14 protein-coding genes and 1 pseudogene are annotated in these 17,500 nt (G+C 66.7%); 12 read left to right on the forward strand and 3 right to left on the reverse strand.

Features of this window, described 5'->3' with window-relative positions:
- Positions 1-247: 247 nt before the first annotated feature.
- Positions 248-751, forward strand: a complete 504-nt coding sequence (locus HL666_RS02950; RefSeq protein WP_172179808.1) for a ferritin-like domain-containing protein — start codon at positions 248-250, stop codon at positions 749-751.
- A gap of 207 nt (positions 752-958) precedes the next feature.
- On the opposite strand, the gene leuD is transcribed toward HL666_RS02950, so the two are convergent.
- From leuD to HL666_RS02965, 3 genes are read right to left on the reverse strand one after another with little or no spacing between them, the layout of a single operon-like run.
- Positions 959-1,579 carry a 3-isopropylmalate dehydratase small subunit gene (gene leuD, locus HL666_RS02955; protein WP_172110892.1) on the reverse strand — a complete coding sequence of 207 codons (621 nt, stop codon included), beginning with the start codon at positions 1,577-1,579 and terminating at the stop codon, positions 959-961.
- Positions 1,576-2,997, reverse strand: coding sequence for a 3-isopropylmalate dehydratase large subunit (gene leuC / locus HL666_RS02960; RefSeq protein WP_172179810.1), 1,422 nt, complete (start codon positions 2,995-2,997; stop codon positions 1,576-1,578). Before leuC ends, leuD begins: the two co-directional genes overlap by 4 nt.
- A gap of 37 nt (positions 2,998-3,034) precedes the next feature.
- Positions 3,035-5,068 carry an oxidoreductase gene (locus tag HL666_RS02965; RefSeq protein ID WP_246741430.1) on the reverse strand — a complete coding sequence of 678 codons (2,034 nt, stop codon included), beginning with the start codon at positions 5,066-5,068 and terminating at the stop codon, positions 3,035-3,037.
- Between the two features lie 116 nt (positions 5,069-5,184).
- Here HL666_RS02965 and HL666_RS02970 point away from each other — a divergent pair, with 116 nt between their 5' ends.
- From HL666_RS02970 to HL666_RS03020, 11 genes and pseudogenes are all read left to right on the forward strand, one after another.
- Positions 5,185-6,009, forward strand: coding sequence for a GntR family transcriptional regulator (locus tag HL666_RS02970; RefSeq protein ID WP_172111279.1), 825 nt, complete (start codon positions 5,185-5,187; stop codon positions 6,007-6,009).
- Positions 6,006-7,229 carry an ABC transporter substrate-binding protein gene (locus HL666_RS02975; protein ID WP_172110890.1) on the forward strand — a complete coding sequence of 408 codons (1,224 nt, stop codon included), beginning with the start codon at positions 6,006-6,008 and terminating at the stop codon, positions 7,227-7,229. Before HL666_RS02970 ends, HL666_RS02975 begins: the two co-directional genes overlap by 4 nt.
- Positions 7,230-7,530: 301 nt before the next feature.
- Positions 7,531-8,403, forward strand: a complete 873-nt coding sequence (locus tag HL666_RS02980) for a branched-chain amino acid ABC transporter permease (RefSeq protein WP_172110889.1) — start codon at positions 7,531-7,533, stop codon at positions 8,401-8,403.
- Positions 8,400-9,368: a branched-chain amino acid ABC transporter permease gene (locus HL666_RS02985; RefSeq protein WP_172179812.1), complete on the forward strand. Its 969-nt coding sequence runs from the start codon at positions 8,400-8,402 to the stop codon at positions 9,366-9,368. Before HL666_RS02980 ends, HL666_RS02985 begins: the two co-directional genes overlap by 4 nt.
- Positions 9,368-10,111, forward strand: a complete 744-nt coding sequence (locus HL666_RS02990; protein WP_172131791.1) for an ABC transporter ATP-binding protein — start codon at positions 9,368-9,370, stop codon at positions 10,109-10,111. The genes HL666_RS02985 and HL666_RS02990 overlap by 1 nt, the downstream gene beginning before the upstream one ends.
- Positions 10,104-10,805: an ABC transporter ATP-binding protein gene (locus HL666_RS02995; protein ID WP_172110886.1), complete on the forward strand. Its 702-nt coding sequence runs from the start codon at positions 10,104-10,106 to the stop codon at positions 10,803-10,805. The genes HL666_RS02990 and HL666_RS02995 overlap by 8 nt, the downstream gene beginning before the upstream one ends.
- 44 nt (positions 10,806-10,849) lie before the next feature.
- Positions 10,850-11,728 (forward strand): isocitrate lyase/PEP mutase family protein, encoded by an 879-nt coding sequence (locus HL666_RS03000; protein ID WP_172131792.1) that lies wholly within the window; start codon positions 10,850-10,852, stop codon positions 11,726-11,728.
- On the forward strand, positions 11,725-13,458 hold the full coding sequence (locus HL666_RS03005; RefSeq protein ID WP_172179814.1) for a hydantoinase B/oxoprolinase family protein: 1,734 nt from the start codon (positions 11,725-11,727) through the stop codon (positions 13,456-13,458). The genes HL666_RS03000 and HL666_RS03005 overlap by 4 nt, the downstream gene beginning before the upstream one ends.
- Entirely contained in the window at positions 13,455-15,512 is a 2,058-nt protein-coding gene (locus HL666_RS03010) for a hydantoinase/oxoprolinase family protein (RefSeq protein WP_172179816.1), read from the forward strand. Before HL666_RS03005 ends, HL666_RS03010 begins: the two co-directional genes overlap by 4 nt.
- Positions 15,509-16,123, forward strand: coding sequence for a cysteine hydrolase family protein (locus HL666_RS03015; RefSeq protein WP_172179818.1), 615 nt, complete (start codon positions 15,509-15,511; stop codon positions 16,121-16,123). Before HL666_RS03010 ends, HL666_RS03015 begins: the two co-directional genes overlap by 4 nt.
- Positions 16,120-17,500 (forward strand): annotated as a pseudogene (locus tag HL666_RS03020) (FAD-dependent oxidoreductase). Before HL666_RS03015 ends, HL666_RS03020 begins: the two are co-directional and overlap by 4 nt.

Here is a 17,500-nt window from a genome sequence, read left to right on the forward strand (position 1 = left end):
GTGGCCCTGTCTGCTCCTGCTGCTCCAGTGCTCCTGCTGCTCCAGCTGCTTGTCGATCGTCTCGCGTGATCCCTCGGCAAGCTCCTGTCGAATGGACTTTGCGGCTGCTGTCGATCCGCGGCGTTCCAACGACTCGCGACGTCCTGCGGCCATGAGGCGACCGGCACATTGGAACGTTTCCGCCGGACGGCCGGTTGTGCGCACATCGATGGCGGCTCTCGCCCATCACAGCGACGGAAACGGACACATGAGCAACAAAGCGCGGGACATCTTCATCCTCGGACTTCGCAACGCCCATGCCATGGAGATCCAGGCGCGCGAACTGATGGAGCCCCAATCCGAGCGAATGGACGACTATCCGGAGGTCAAGGCCAAGCTGCAGACCCATCTGCAGGAGACAAACGAGCAGCTCACGCGGCTGGAACAGTGTCTGAGCGCGTGTGGAGAAAGCAGCTCCACCCTGAAGGATACGACGCAGTCGGTGATGGCCAATCTGATGGCCATGGGACATGCGATGTCGGGCGATGAGATCCTCAAGAACACCTTCGCCAACAACGCCTTCGAGAATTTCGAGATCGCTGCCTACAAGTCGCTGCTGGCGCTGTGCGGCGCCGCCGGCATGGAGCAGGCGCGTGGCCCGCTGCAGCAATCGCTGCAGGAGGAGGAGCGGATGGCGAAGTGGGTCGATTCCAATGTCGAGAAGGTCACGCTGCAGTTCGTTCAGCACGAGGAGCGCCAGGCGGCAGCCTGAGCGCGCAGTGGTATCTCGGGCGGGGCAACGACCCCGTCGACCGGACGGCAACCTCCGGTATCATCCGGATACCCACGACTCACCTGATCTAGTAAACCAACTGCAGCCCTTCTTGGGGCGTTTCCTCCCTGGACTTGGGCCGCCTGCACCGATCGTGTAGGCGGCTTCTTTCTTTTGGGAGCCTCATAGTCTGCCCGGAACCGCACATTACGCGGGCCGGTCCGCCAGTCGAACCCACGGGCGGTCGCCGCCGTCGCGCTCCTCGAAGCCGACGATGTCGCCCTTGAGCGACAGCGTGAGGTCGAGGTCGTCCCAGCCATTGAGCAGCTTGAGCTGCCAGATGGGATCTATGGTGAATGAATAGTTGCGGTTGCCGAGTCTGATCAGGCTCTCCCTGAGATCGACGGTGATTGCTGCGCTCACCGTTTGGAGCTGGGCGAGAATCTCCTCTGCGTCTGCTTCGCTCACCTTGGCCGGCAGCAATCCGTTGTTGACGGCGTTGGAGGCAAAGATGTCGCCGAAGCTCGGCGCGATCACGCAGCGGAAGCCGAAATCGACCAGCGCGTAGACCGCAGCCTCGCGCGAGGAACCGGCGCCGAAATTGCGCCGGGTCACCAGCACCTCGGCGCCTTGCGATGCCATGGCATGGAGCGGGAAGTCGGGGCGCGGCTTGCCGGACTCGTCGTAGCGCATGTCGTAGAGCAGAAATTGTCCATAGCCGTCGGCACGTGAGCGCTTCATGAAGCGCGCCGGAATCAGCTGATCGGTGTCGATGCTGGCGAGCGGCAGCGCGCAGGCTGATGTCGTGAGGATGTCGAACGGCTTCATGCGTTGCTCCTCATCAAGACTCGGACGTCGGTCAGATGACCCGTCACCGCGGCCGCCGCAACCATCGCCGGCGACATCAGATGGGTGCGCGCACCGGGACCTTGGCGACCCTTGAAATTGCGGTTCGTGGTCGAGGCGCAGCGCTCGCCCGACGGCACGAGGTCGCCGTTCATGCCGACGCACATCGAACAGCCGGAGCCGACCCAGTCGAGGCCGGCGGCGATGAAGATGCGGTCGAGACCTTCCTGCTCGGCCTGCTGCTTGACGAGGTGCGAGCCGGGCGATACCAGCCCCGGCACGCGCGCCGTGCGGCTGGCGAGAACGCGCGCCGCGGCGCGCAGATCCTCGATACGGCTGTTGGTGCATGAGCCGATGAAGACGCGGTCGATCCGGATCGTGTCGAGCGCCTGGCCCGGCGTGAGCCCCATGTAGTCGAGCGCCTCCTGCACATGGCTCGCGCGCGAGGGATCCTCGAGGTCCGCGGGGTCGGGCACGCACGCGCCGATCGGCAGCGCATCCTCGGGACTGATGCCCCACGTCACCGTCGGTGCGATATCCATTCCACGCAGCATGATCTCGCGATCGAACGTCGCGCCTTCATCCGTCGGGAGGTTACGCCACGCGGCAATGGCCCGATCGAGCATGTCGGTCTCGGGAGCGAACGGCCGTCCCTTGACATAGGCGAACGTCGTCTCGTCCGGGGCAATCATGCCGCAGCGGGCGCCGCTCTCGATCGCGAGATTGCACAGCGTCAGCCGTCCCTCCATCGACAGGGCGCGGATCGCGCTGCCCGCATATTCGATCGCGTGCCCCTGCGCGCCGTCGGCGCCGATCGTGGCGATGATCGATAGTGCGATGTCCTTGGCGGTGATGCCGGGCGCCGTGACGCCGTCGACCGTGATGCGCATCCGCTTCGGCCGCTTCTGCCACAGGCACTGGGTCAGCAGCACATGCGCGACCTCGGATGCGCCGATGCCGAAGGCGAGCGCGCCGAACGCGCCATGCGTCGAGGTGTGGCTGTCGCCGCAGACCATGGTGAGGCCGGGGAGGGTGAGGCCCTGCTCAGGCCCGACCACATGCACGATGCCCTGGCGCGGATCATCGAAGCCGAACAGGCGGATGTCGTTGGCGCGGCAATTGTCCTCCAACTGCCTGATCATCCCGGCGATATCGGGCGCAATCTCGCCCAACGCGCGCGTCCGGGTCGGCACGTAGTGATCGGCAACACCGATCGTGAGGTCCGGGCGGCTCACGCGTGCCCCCCTGTCCTTCAGCTTGTTGAAGGCGTGGAACGAGCCTTCGTGCACGAGGTGGCGGTCGATATACAGCAGAACGGCGCCATCCTCGCGTTCGGTGACGACGTGAAGATCCCAGACCTTGTCGAACAGCGTCCGCGGCTGCCGCGCTGCTTTCGTCATGCCCGAACGTCCTCGGCTGATCCCACCACGCGATCCTTCATGTCGTGATTCCCAGCGCCGGGGGGAAGGGGGCGCGCGCCGCCATGTGGCCCTGATAGACGGCCTCCAGCGCGGTGCGCGGCGCGTTGTTGTCGCCGACCTGCATCACTGGCGTGCCGGCACGCCGCAAGGCGAGATAGAGCGACTGATCCGTGCTGTTGTGATCGACGGCAACGAGTGCCGAAAAGCCGGTGAAGCGCTCGATAAGTCCGGTTGAGAGATCTTCGATCTCCAGCGTTTCGCCGTCATACGAGCGCACGGCGCGCAAGGTGGCAATCCTCACCTTGCGCTCGCGCAGACGGCGGCTGTTGGCGAGCGTCGAGTAGACCGTCGTGCGCCACGCGTAGCTCGCCGCTGGCACGAACAGGGTCACGGCCTTGCCGAGGTCGGCGAAGTGCTCCAGCGCCGACAACGTGCCCCATTCGCCGGTGCGGTCGAACACGGCGACCGAGGAACCGAGCTGTTCCGGCGCGCGCAACGCATCGGGCAGGGTGAACACTGGGCCATTCCCCGCCACGGGCAAGGCGCTGGTCGTTGAGCCCGTCGCCAGCACGATCCGGTCGGCGCCGAAGGCCTCGATCGTGGCGGCGTCCGCATCCTTGTTGAAAACGATGGTGACGCCGAGGCGCATCAAGGCCGCGATCTGGTGCTCCACGAACGCCCTGAAGCTCGCGCGCTTCGGCATCAGCCACGCCGTGCGTAGCTGACCGCCGAGTTGATCGCTGCGCTCCCACAGCGTCACCTCGTGGCCAAGCGCCGCTGCCACGCGCGCCGCCTCCAGCCCCGCCGGACCGCCGCCGACGACGAGGATGCGACGGGCCGCCTTCCGCGGCAGCGCCTCCGGTTCCTCGAACTGTCCTTCCAGCCCGGCGATGGGATTGATCAGGCAGCGGATCGGCAGGTTCCGCTCGAGCATGCCGGCGCAGCCCTGGTTGCAGCCGATGCAGCGGCGGATTTCATTGAGGCGGCCCTCGACCGACTTGCGCACGATCGCAGGCTCGGCGAGATGGGCGCGGGCCATGCCCACAGCGTCCGCATCGCCTCCGGCGATCATCGCTTCGGCCTCGTCCAGTCCCGTAAAACGGCACACCGCGAACACGGGTGTTTCGAAGCCATCCGCGCGCAGCGAATGGCGAATGCGTGCGGGCAGGGTGCGGAACGGTGCCGGATCGAACGCCATGTCGGCCATCTGCGTCGCCAGCGAGTAGCTCGCGACATAGGCCGAATGCGAGACGTTGACGAAATCGACCCGCGCCTGCCTGGCGAGCATCGGCACGATGCGTTCGGCCTCCTCGATGCCGAGGCCGCCGTCGGCATATTCCTCACCGCTGAAGCGGATGCCCAGGCAGAAATTGTCACCAAGCTCCTCCCGCAATGCCGCGAGCACGCGCGCCGGAAAGCGCAGCCGGTTCTCCAGCGAACCTCCGTAATCATCGTCGCGCTTGTTCGACAGCGGCGACATGAACTGCTGCAGCAGGTGACCATGCGCCATCTGCAGCTCGATGCCGTCGAAGCCGGCCGCCACGAGATTACGCGCGGTGACGAGATGGCCCTCGATCACCTGCTCCATGTCGAACTCGTCCATCGGCCGCGGCGGCAGGGCTGAGATCGACCACGGGATGGGCGAGGCGCCCCAAGAGACCGTGCGCTCGAAATCGCCCTCGACCTGGCGTCCGAGATGGATGATCTGGCCGAGCATCACGGCGCCTTCTGCCTTCACCGCATCGGTGATGCGGCGGAATGGATCGATGCAGGCGGGATCGAAGCCGCAGACGGCTTGCGGCCGACCGAGCGAATTGGCGTGCACGCGGATGGATTCGAAGATGATGGCGCCGACGCCGCCGCGTGCGCGGGCGCGATGGTAGGCGAGGTGCTGCGCGCTCGGCAGGTGGTGCTCCCCGAAATTGGTGGTGTGCGCGGGGACGAAGATGCGGTTGCGGAAGCGCAGGTTGCCGACGTCGAGCGGGGTCAGCGCCTGTGCATATGGCTGATGCTGCGACAAATCGCGTGATCCTCCGAAGAAGCCGCCCATGGCTTGATCCTTGCCTCGATCGCGGACGATGGAGCCGGTTGACCGAAGCTGTCATATTTTCTATACACCTACTGTATTGGAAGCAAGATAGCTCTGCCACCACGGGACTTCCCGCCTTGCGCACCGCGTCCGAGCCACTGAAGGCACGACGGATCTACCTGCTGCTGAAGGACAAGATCGCATCCGGCGAGCTTGCGGATGGCGAGCGGCTGCCCGGCGAATTCGCGCTTGCCGAAGAGCACAACGTCTCCCGCGTGACCATCCGTCAAGCGCTCGACCTGCTCGCCGGCGAGGACCTCATCCAGAAGAAGAGCGGGCTCGGCACCTTCGTGCATCGTCCGGCGTCCAAGGTCCGCACGGTCCTTGCCGACGTTTCCAACGTGTTCGCGCATCTGATCGAGATGGGGCGCACGACCGACGTGCGCTTGCTCTCGTTCGATTATGTCGCGCCGCCGGATCAGATTCGCGAGGCCCTGCGGCTCGCGCCCGATGAGCGCTCGCAGCGCTCGGTGCGTGTCCGCCTCGTCGACGGCGTGCCGTTCTCCTATCTCATTGCCAACGTGCCTGAGCGAATCGGCCGCAACTATTCGCGCGAGGATCTCGCGCGCATGCCGCTGCTCGAGCTGATCGAGCGCTCGGGGCTGACCAGCGCCTCGGCGCGGCAGGAGATCAGCGCCGTGCTGTCGAGCCCCGATGTGGCCGAGGCGCTCGACATCGATGTCGGCATGCCGCTCGTGGCCTTGCGCCGCACGGTCTACGACAAGGCCGGACAGCCGATGGAGCACCTTCAGGCGCTCTACCGGCCCGACCGTTACACATTGCAGATGAACCTCGAACGGACGGGCGACGAAGGGCACCGGCACTGGAGCCCGACCGCCGAGGTGTACCGCAGGGAGCGCCCGCGCCGGCGGCCGCCAGTCAGGAAAGTGGGGAAGTCATGACGCGTCATTCCAAGTCACTGTCACGCCGCACCGTGCTCAAGAGCGGTGTCGCGCTCACCTCCATGCTGGCGGCGCCCGGCCTGCTGCGCGCCGAGCCGGCGCCCGTGAAGGTTGGCTTGTTGCAGCCGATCTCTGGAGCGTTTGCGCTCGACGGCGACCTTGCCAAGATCGGCGCCGAGTTCGCGATCAAGGAGATCAACGACGCCGGCGGCATCAAGGCGCTCGGCGGCGCCAAGCTCGAGCTCGTCGTCGGCGACAGCCGCTCCAACGCGGAGGCCGGTGCGCAGGCGACCGAGGAGCTGCAATCAGCCGGCGTCGCCGCCGTGCTCGGCGGTTTTGCCTCCGGCATCGCGCTGACGGCGACGCAGACCGCGTCGCGTTATGACCTGCCGTTCGTCGTCGACTGCGCCGTGGCCGATACCATCACCGAGCGCGGCCTGAAGAACACCTTCCGCTTCAATCCGAACTTCAGCATGGCGACCGCGGTTGCGCTGAAGAACCTGGTCAAGCTCAACGACGACGCGGGCAAGCCGATCAAGACGGTGGCGATCGTGCACGAGGATGGCCTGTTCGGCTCGGGCCTCGCGAAGATCATGCAGGAGAAGCTGCCGCCGCTCGGCTTTCAGATCGTCGAGACGATCGCGCATCCGACCCCGGCGCGCGACATGACCAACGTCGTGCTGCGGCTGCGCGCGCTCAATCCCGACCTGATCGTGCCGTCGCATTACTTCAACGAGTTCGTGCTGATGGCCCGCACGTTGCAGCAGCAGCGCGTGCGCCCGAAGGGCATCTATGCCGTGTTCGGTGGCGCCGCCTCCAGCTATCGCTTCGTCAACGAATTTCCGGAAGCCGCCCAGGGCGTGATGGATTGCAACCATTGGGGCGATCCCAAGAGCCCGATCACCGCCAAGCTGCGCGAGACCGTGACCGCCGCCGGCAAGTTCTACGCCTACAACACGCCGATCAACTACTCGCTGATGAAGGTGTTCGCTCAAGCCGTCGAGAAGGCCGGCAGCGCCGATCGCGCCAAGATCATCGAGGCCCTGGCAGCGAACGAGTTCGACAGCGGCATCATGCCCTACGGCAAGACCAAGTTCGACGCCAAGGGCCAGAACACCAGCGCACTGCCGCTGAACACCCAGGTGCAGGGCAAGGACATCAAGGTGATCTACCCGGCCGAGTACGCCGACGCCAAGCCGGTGTTCCCGATCAACGGGTGATCGGGCAGGGACTCGAAAGGACAGCCCGCAGTAGCTGGATTGTAGTTGTTCCTGTTTGCTGAGTTCGAGCAGTTCGCACCACGAGCGGTGCGCTCCCTCTCCCCGTTCTTCACGGGGAGAGGGTTGGGGTGAGGGGCAGCCACACCCACCGACCGTGCGGAGAGCCCCCCTCACCCGGATTGCATCTGTCGATGCAATCCGGCCTCTCCCCGCGCGCGGGGAGAGGCGAAGACCGAGCAAGCGGCGATGAGGTCGCGTACCAAGCGGATCGCGTGCAGCGCCCGCTGAACCAGAGGATGTGATGTACTCGCCCCAGATCGTCGTGGAGGCGCTGTTGAACGGCCTGATGCTCGGGGCGATCTATGCCTTGATCGCGCTCGGCCTGACCCTGATCTACGGCGTGCTGCACATCGTGAATTTCGCCCACGGCGCGCTGCTGACGGTAGCGATGTTCATGGTGTGGCTCGCCTGCGCGCGCTACGGGCTCGATCCCTATCTCGCCATCCTCATTGTCGCGCCGGCGATGTTCGCGCTCGGCTACGCCCTGCAGCGCTTCATCATCGGCCCGGCCAGTCACGGCAAGGACAACGGCATCCTGCTCGTCACCCTGGGGCTGTCGATCATCATCGAGAACGCACTGCTCGCCGCCTTCCAGTCGGACACCCGCACGATCACCACCGACTACTCGTTCCGCGTCGTCGAGCTCGGACCGCTGCTGCTGTCGTTCCCGCGCGTGATAGGCTTCGGCGTCACCATCGCCACGACGCTGCTGCTGTGGCTGGTGCTGCACCAGACCGATATCGGCAAGGCCATTCGCGCGGTGGCGAAGGAGAAGCTCGGCGCCAGCCTGGTCGGCATAAGCGTGCCGCACGTCTACGCCATGACGTTTGCGATCGGCTGCGCCTGCCTGGCGGTCGCGGCCGGCCTCCTGATGCCGTCGTTCTATGTCAGCCCGAAAACCGGCGCGGCGTTCGTGCTGGTCGCCTTCACCATCGTCGTGCTCGGCGGCATGGGCTCGATCCCCGGTGCGCTGATCGGCGGACTCCTGATCGGCGTCGTCGAGGCAGCGTCCAGCCTGTTCCTTGGCGACAGCCTCGGCCAGATCGGCATCTTCCTGATCTTCATCGTCACTTTGCTGGTGCGCCCGACCGGCCTGTTCGGAGCGCGCGCATGACGAAGCCCCGCCTGTCGACGCTCGCGATCATCGTCGCGGTGCTGGCTGCGATCGCCTTCACCGGGCTGTCCGGCGCGTTGCTGAACCTCATGATCTTCATGATGATCATTGCCCTCGCGGCACAGGGCTGGAACATTCTCGGCGGCTATGTCGGCCTGTCGTCGTTCGGCCACGCCGCGTTCTTCGGTGCCGGCGCCTACGCCATGGCGGTGCTGCAGACCCGCTTCGGCGTAAATGCCTGGATCGCGCTGGTGATCGGCATCGCGCTCGGCGCGCTGGTCGGTGCTGCCATCGGCTTTCTCAGCTTCCGCTCCGGCTTGAAAGGTTCGTACTTCGCGCTGATCACCTTGGCCTTTGCCGAAGTCGCGCGCATCCTGGCCAACAGTTGGAATTTCACCGGCGGCGCCGCCGGCATTCTCATCAAGCTGCAGACCGGCCTGCCATATCTGCAATTCGCAGATCGTCGCTATTTCCTGCTGATCGCACTCGGCTTCGTCGCGATCGGCCTGCTGGTCAGCTGGTGGCTCGAGCATTCGCGCTTCGGCGCCTATCTCGTCGCCCTGCGCGAGAACGAGCAGGCGGCGCAGGCGCTCGGCGTCGACGTGTTCGCGGTCAAGATGAAGGCGATCGCGATCTCCGGCGCGCTGACCGCGGCTGCTGGTTGTTTGTATGCGCAGAACTATCTGTTCATCGACGCCAATGTCGCCTTCGGCTCGTGGATATCGATCGAGGCGCTGTTCGCGGCCATCGTCGGCGGCTCCGGAACAGTGCTCGGTCCGCTACTCGGCGCGATCGTGCTGCTGGGCCTCGGCGAACTCACCAAGAGCGTGTCCGGCGGCATTCCCGGCATGGACCTCCTCGTGTTCGGCGTCATCCTGGTGCTATCGGTGGCGTTCTCGCCGAACGGCCTGGTCATGCTGATGAAGAGTCTCGGCCTGCGTGCGCCGAAGGCGAAGGAGGCGTGATGCTCGAGGTGAAGTCCCTCACCAAGCGCTTCTCCGGCCTCGTCGCGGTCGATCAGGCGTCGCTCTCGGTCGCCAAGGGCTCGATCACCGGCCTGATCGGCCCGAACGGCGCCGGCAAGACCACGCTGTTCGCGATGGTCGCCGGCTTCCTGCAGCCCGATGGTGGTTCGGTCAGCTATGACGGCCGCGACATCACGCAGCTTGCCCCGCATGTCCGGGCGCGCGGTGGCATCGCACGCACCTTCCAGATCGTGCAGCCGTTCGAGGGCCTGAACGTGCAGGAGAACATCGCGGTCGGCGCCTATCTGCACACGCCCGACGCCAAGGAGGCGATGGCGCAGGCGGCCGGCATCGCCAATCGCGTCGGCCTCGGCGCCGATCTTGCGAAGGCGTCGTCCGATCTCACGGTCGCCGGCCGCAAGCGTCTCGAAGTGGCGCGTGCGCTCGCGACCAAGCCGAAGCTGCTGCTGCTCGACGAGGTGCTGGCGGGCCTCAATCCCTCGGAAATCCGCGACGTGCTGCCGCTGGTGCGCGACATCCGCGACCAGGGCGTAACCATCCTGATGATCGAGCACATCATGCAGGCGGTGATGAATCTCTGCGATACCGTTTATGTGCTGTCGCAGGGCCGCATGATCGCGCAGGGCGAGCCGCGGGTGGTCTGCGAGGATCCGCAGGTGATCGAGGCCTATCTCGGCCATGGTGCGGCGGAGCGGCTACGCGCGGAGCGGTCCCATGCTTGAGGTCCGCGATCTCCGTGCCGGCTATGGCGCTACCGAAGTGCTGCGCGGCGTCAGCCTGGACGTCAAAGCCGGCGAGGTTGTCGCCGTGCTCGGCTCCAACGGTGTCGGGAAGACCACCTTGAACAAGGTGCTCTCGGGCGTGGTGCCCGCGACATCTGGCACGATCCGTTTCAACGGCGCGGCGCTGGAGCACGAGGCTGCGCCCGCGATCGTCACGGCCGGACTGATCCACGTGCCCGAGGGCCGCAAGATCTTCCCCAATCTGTCGGTGCGCGAGAACCTCGAACTCGGCGCCTATTGCCGCCCACGCCGCGGCCGCGCCGAGCGCATCGAGCAGATCTACGCGACGTTCCCGAAGCTGAAGCAGCGCGCGCGGCAATATGCCGGCACGCTGTCCGGCGGCGAGCAGCAGATGTTGGCGATCGGCCGCGGCCTGATGGGCGAACCGAAGCTGCTCATCCTCGACGAGCCGTCGCTCGGTCTGTCGCCGCTGATGGTGGAGGAGATGTTCGCGCTGATCGCGCGGCTCGCGGCCTCCGGCCTCGCCATCATGCTGGTCGAGCAGAACGTGGTGCAGTCGCTCGAACTCGCGGGTCGCGCCTACATCATGGAGAACGGCATCATCACGCTCTCCGGACCGGCTTCCGAGCTGAATTCCAATGCCGAGCTGAAGCGCGCCTATCTCGGTCTCTAGAGATCGGTGCATCGGCCAAACTTGAGAACGACAAGGACACGACAATGAGCCTGAGATCCACTCTGGCATCAGCCGAGACGACGATCGCGCCCGGCGTCTATGACGCGCTGACCGCGAGCATCGCCGCCGAGGCCGGCTTCAAGGCGCTGTACCTGACCGGCGCCGGCATCGCCTATACGAAGCTCGGCCGTCCCGACATCGGCCTGGTGTCGATGATGGAGGTTGCCGACACCATCGCGATGATCCGCGACCGCGTTGATACTCCGCTCGTCGTCGACGGCGACACCGGCTTCGGCAATGCGCTGAATGTGCAGCGGACGATCCGGTTGTTCGAGCGCATGGGCGCCTCCGCGATCCAGCTCGAAGACCAGACCACGCCGAAGCGCTGCGGCCATCTGACCGACAAGACCGTGATCAGCACGGGCGAGATGGTCGGCAAGATCAAGGCCGCGCTCGACGCGCGCCAATCGTCCGAAACCTTGATCATCGCCCGCACCGACGCGCTGGCGATCGAGGGCATGGAGGCCGCGATCGCGCGCGCCGAGCGCTACGCCGAGGCAGGCGCCGACGTGCTGTTCGTCGAGGCGCCGAAGAGCAGCGAGCAGTTGTCGGCCATCGCCGGACGGCTGGCGTCGAAGCGGCCGCTGCTCGCCAACATGGTCGAAGGCGGCTCGACTCCGATCCATGCTGCGGCCGAACTCGGCGCACTCGGCTTCAAGCTCGTCATCTTCCCCGGCGGCATCGTGCGCGCGCTCGCGTTCTCGGCGCGAGCCTATTACACATCGTTGGCGCAGGCCGGCTCGACCAAGCCGTTTGCTGACCGCATGCTCGATTTCACTGGCCTCAACGCGATGCTCGGCACGGCCGACATCCTGGCGAACGGCGCCCGTTACGCGGCTGACGATGAGGGGACGCGGGCATGACGACGCTGGATCCGATCACGCTCGCCGTGCTGAAGGGGCGGCTGGAGCAGATCGCCGATGAGATGGACGCGACGCTGTATCGCTCGGCCTTCAATCCGACCATCGCCGAGGCGCGCGACGCCTGCCATGGCATCTACCATGCGACCACGGGCGATACGCTGGTGCAGGGGCAGGGTGGTTTGCCGATCTTCGTCGGCGCGATGGCCTTCGCCGTGCGCGCCGTCATCGCCAAGGTCGAGAAGGACGGCGGCCTCGAAGAGGGCGACACCTTCATCTTCAACGATCCCTATGACGGCGGCACGCATCTGAACGACTTTCGTCTGGTCCGTCCGGTGTTCCGCGACGGCCGTGTATTCTGCTGGATCGCCTCGGTCGGCCACTGGCTCGACATCGGCGGCAACGTCGCCGGCGGCTACAATCCGAAGGCGGTCGAGAGTTTTCAGGAAGGCATGCGCATTCCGCCGGTCAAGCTGATCGCCGCGGGGCGAATGAACCACGACATCCTCGGCATCATCGAGGCCAATTCGCGCGTGCCGATGTCGAACTGGGGCGACCTCAACGGCCAGCTCAATGCGCTCGATCTCGGCGAGCGCCGCCTGCGCGCACTGCTCGACGATTACGGCGACACCACCGTGTCCGATGCGTTCGAGGCGTTCTCCGACCGCGCCGAGACCCTGATGCGCGCTGCGATCGCTTCGCTGCCCGACGGCGTCTATTCGTTCGAGGACGTGCTCGACAATGACGGCATCGTCGACGAGCCGCTGACGGTGGCGCTCGACGTCACCATTGCCGGCGATACGCTCACGCTCGACTTCACGCGTTCGTCCGGCGCCTGCAAGGGCCCGATCAACATCTCGCGCTCGACCACGATCGCGGCCTGCTACGTCGCGCTCAAGCACGTCTTCACCGAGGTGCCCGCCAATGCCGGCTGTCTCCGGCCGATCAGCTTTGCGATCATCGACGGCTCGCTGCTGGCGGCCGGGCCGCCCAAGCCGGTCGCGGGTTATACCGAGACCATCCTGCGCCTGATCGGCGTCGTGCTCGGCGCGCTCGCCAAGGCCGATCCGTCGCGCGCCACCGCCGCGCCGTTCGGCACCATCAACGCGCTGTCGATCGCCGGCCATCGCAAGGACAACAGCCGCTTCGTGATGTTCTCGTTCTTCGGCGGCGGCCTCGGCGGCAATCCGGCGACCGACGGCCTCAACCACGCCAACAATCCGATCTCGACCGCGACCATCCCGCCGGTGGAGATTCTCGAAGCGGCCTATCCCGTGATGTTCACGCAATGGGCGTTGCGCCCGGATTCCGCCGGCGCCGGCACGCATCGCGGCGGCGTCGGCGCGGTCTACGAGGTCGAACTGCTGGCCGACGCCGATGTCGCGCTGCTCGGCGAGCGCGGCAAGGCGGCGCCGTTCGGCGTGGCCGGCGGCGGCAGCGCGGCGCTCAACCGCTTCACGTGGCAGACTGCTGATGGCGAAGCGGGCCCGCCGATGGTCTCCAAGATCACCGATTTGCATCTCAAGGCCGGCAAGCGCGTCCGTCTCGAAACGCCAGGAGGCGGCGGCTGGGGGCCGCCGGAGGCGCGGCCGGTTGCGGCCGTCGCCCATGATGTCGCGCTCGGCTTCGTCTCACATGCGCAGGCGCGCGAGGTCTACAAGGTGGCCGTGGCAGCCGATGGCGCAGTCGATGATGCTGCGACGCGCGAGCTTCGCGCGGGAGGTGCGGCATGAGCAAGCTCGGCACCATCGTCGGCGTCGACGTCGGCGGCACCTTCACCGATCTCTTCTACTTCGACGAGGCGAAGCGCAGCTTCCGCACCAACAAGGTGCCGTCGAATCGCGGCGACGAGGCGGTCGGCTTCCTCGAGGGCCTGCAAGGCTTCGGCGCGGTCTCGCATCTCACCTCGATCGTGCACGGCACGACCGTCGGCACCAATGCGCTGCTGGAGCGCAAGGGCGCGCGCATCGGCCTGATCACGACGCGTGGCTTCCGCGACGTCTTGGAGATGCGCCGCCGCGACCGCCGCAACACCTGGGGCCTGTGGGGCGATTTCATCCCCGTCGTCGAGCGCGACATGCGCGCCGAGGTCGACGAGCGCGTGCTGTCCGACGGCACCATCCGCACCGCCCTCGATGTCGCGCAGGTCACGGCGACGGCGCGCGAGCTGTTGGCGAAAGGCGCGCAGGCGCTGGCGATCGTGTTCGTCAACGCCTTCGCCAATCCGGACAATGAGCGCCGCGCGCTCGAAGCCGTGCAGGCGATCTGGCCGAACGACAATGTCGCCTGCTCCAGCCAGATCCTGCCTGAGATCCGCGAGTTCGAGCGGACCTCAACGACTGCGCTCAATGCCTATCTGCAGCCGGTGGTCGGCTCGTATTTGCAGAAGCTGCAGAACGCGCTGGCGGGCGAAGCGTTCGACGGCCGCTTCCACATCGTGCAGTCCAATGGCGGCGTAATGTCGACCGATGCGGCGCGGCGCTTCCCGATCCGCACCGCATTGTCCGGTCCTGCGGCCGGCGTCATCGCTGCGGCGGAGATCGCCAAAGCCGCCGGCTTCCCCAACGTCATCACCGGCGATCTCGGCGGCACCTCGTTCGACGTGTCGCTGGTGGTCGACGGCGCGACATCGTTGGCGGCGCAGACCACGATCGACTTCGGCCTCGTCGTGCGCACGCCGATGATCGAGATCACGACGATCGGCGCCGGCGGCGGCTCGATCGCCCATGTCGATGCCGGCGGCCTGCTGCAGGTCGGCCCGGAGAGCGCCGGCTCGCGTCCAGGTCCCGTCTGCTATGGCGGCGGCAATGAGCGGCCGACGCTCACCGATGCGAACGTCGTGCTCGGCCGCATCAATGCCGACAGGCCGATCGGCGGCAAGCTCAAGGCGCTCGACGTCGAGGCGGCCAAGCGCGCCATCGCCAGGCATGTCGGCGAGCCCCTGGGCCTCGGCACGATGGAAGCGGCAGAAGCGATCGTGCGTATCGCCGACAGCAAGATGGCCGGCGCCATCCGGCTGATGTCGATCGAGCGCGGCCATGATCCGGCGCGCTTCGCGGCGGTGCCGTTCGGCGGCGGCGGCGCGCTGCACGTCTCGGCGCTGATCAAGGATGTCGGCCTGAAGGCGGCGCTGGTGCCGCGCTATCCCGGCGTCACCTCGGCGCTGGGCTGTGTCATCGCGGATATCCGCCACGACCAGGTGCAGACGCTCAACATGTTCGTCGACGGCCTCGACATCGCGGCGCTGACGCGCTGGATGCAGTCCGAAGCCGAACACGCGCAGGGCGTGGTCAAGGACGCGCGGCTCGCGGTCGAGCGCATCGACACGTTGTTCGAGCTCGACATGCATTATGTCGGCCAGACCCACACCATCCGCGCCACCTTGCCGGCGGAGATCCGTGACGGCGCCATCGCGCTCACGGTCGAGGATGTGCGCAAGGCGTTCGAGACCGCGTACCAAAAGAGCTTCAGCCGGCTCTTGCCGGGCGTGCCGATCAAGATCGTGAACCTGCGCACGGCCGCCATCGGCGTGCGTCCGCGCTTCGACCTTGCGACGCTTGCGCCCGATGCCGGGGCCGATCTCGTCAAGGCCAGGCTCGGCAGCCGCGACGTCTGGTTCGACGGCAGATGGTGGACCACCGCCATCTACGCCCGGCTCGATCTGCCGGTCGGCAGCGATATCGCGGGGCCCGCGATCCTGGAGCAGCCGGACGCGACGACGGTGATTGCGCCCGGCTTCAAGGCGCGGGTGGACCAGTTCGGCAACGTCATCGTGGAGCGGATATGAGCGATCACAGCATTCCGGCGGCGCAAAGCGCGCTGCTGATCGTCGATCTGCAGAACGATTTCCTCGATCCGAAAGGCGCCTACGGCCGCGCCGGACAGACGGCGGACGCCATCGCCGCGCTGCCGCCACGGCTCAAGCCGTTCGCGGACCTGATGCGGAGCAAGGGCGGCTTCGTGATCTCGACGCAGTTCACGCTTGTACCGGGCAAGGGCGGCGAGCCGCTGATCTCGCCGCATTTGAAGCAGCTGCGGCCGTTCCTCGCCAAGGGCGACTTTCAGCCGGGCGCGTGGGGGCATCAGCTCGTCGACCTGCTGCAGCCCGCCGACGTCACGATCGAGAAGATCGCGTACTCCGCGTTCTACATGACGCGGCTGGAATGGGTGCTGCGCAAATGCGGCATCGAGAAGCTGTATGTCGCCGGCATCGTCACCAATGGCGGTGTGGCCTCCACGGTGCGCGATGCGCATATCCGCGATCTCGAGACGGTGGTTCTCGAAGACGGCTGCGCAGCCTTCACCGCGGAGACGCATGCGACCGCGATCGCGGCGCTCAAGCCGGTGTGCCGCGTCACGTCGATCACGGAGGCGATCACGGAGCTGGCGGCGTCATGAGTTCGGTCGAGACCACCGACCGCGCGCCGGAGTTCGTCGTCGACTGTCTGATCATCGGTGCTGGCGCGGCGGGGCTCGTTGCAGCGCTGTCGGCAACCGAGAACGGCGAGAGCGTCCTGGTGCTGGAGCGCGATGCGGTGCCGCAGGGCTCGACGGCGCTGTCAGCCGGGCTCATTCCAGCGGCCGGCACGCGCTGGCAGGAAGCGCTCGATATCGACGACAGCCCCTCGCGCTTCGCCGCGGACATCATGCACAAGGCGCATGATGAGCCGGATGCCGCGCTGGTGAGGCTCGTGACGACCACGATCGGCCCGACGCTCGAATGGCTCGCGGACCGGCATCAGCTGCCGTTCTCGCTGGTCGACAATTTCACCTATCCCGGCCATTCGCGCTTTCGCATGCACGGCCTGCCGAGCCGCGCCGGGCGCGAGCTGATCGATCGGCTGCGCGCCGCGGCCGAGACCACCGGCATCGACATCCTCTGCGACGCGCATGCGACGACCTTGCTGGTCGATGATGAGCAGCGGATCATTGGCGTGCGCTTCACGAGGCCCGACGGCGCCGCCGACGAGATCGGGTGTCGCCGCCTGATCCTCGCCTGCAGCGGCTATGGCGGCAATCCGGCGCTGGTCGCCCGGTACATTCCTGACATGGCGAGCGCGACCTATTTCGGCCACGTCGGCAACCAAGGCGATGCGCTTGTTTTGGGGCGAGCAGCTCGGCGCCGCGACGTGCCATCTCGGCGGCCATCAGGGCCACGGCTCCGTCGCGCATCCCGCCGGCATTCTCATCAGCTGGGCGACGATCGCCGAAGGCGGCTTCCAGGTGAATGTGCGGGGCGAGCGCTTCTCCAACGAGGCCTCGGGCTATTCCGAGCAGGCGGCCAACGTGCTCGCGCAGCCGGACGGCGTCGCCTGGACCATTTTCGATACGCGCATCGCCGGCATTGCCGCGCAGTTCGAGGATTTTCGCAATGCCGTCGCGCACGGCGCGGTGCTCGAGGCCGACGATGTCGCGAGCCTTGCAGCAGCGATGCGCGTGCCGGCCGCTGTCCTTGCCGCGACATGCGCTGATGTGAACGAGGCCAAGGCACAGCAGCGCGCCGACCGCTTCGGCCGCAGCTTTGCCGGCGTGCCGCAACTCATGCCGCCCTATCGCGCGGTGAAAGTCACCGGCGCGCTGTTCCACACGCAAGGCGGCCTCGTCATCGACGATCGCGCGCGCGTCGTCCGCAAGGATGGAAGCGCAATCGATAATGTGTTCGCCGCCGGCGGCGCCGCCTGTGGCGTCTCTGGCGCCGATGCCTCGGGCTATCTGTCCGGCAACGGCCTGCTGACCGCCGTTGCGCTCGGCCGCGTCGCCGGCCTCGCGCGTTGA

Source organism: Bradyrhizobium aeschynomenes (assembly GCF_013178945.1).
GTDB classification, from domain to species: domain Bacteria; phylum Pseudomonadota; class Alphaproteobacteria; order Rhizobiales; family Xanthobacteraceae; genus Bradyrhizobium; species Bradyrhizobium aeschynomenes.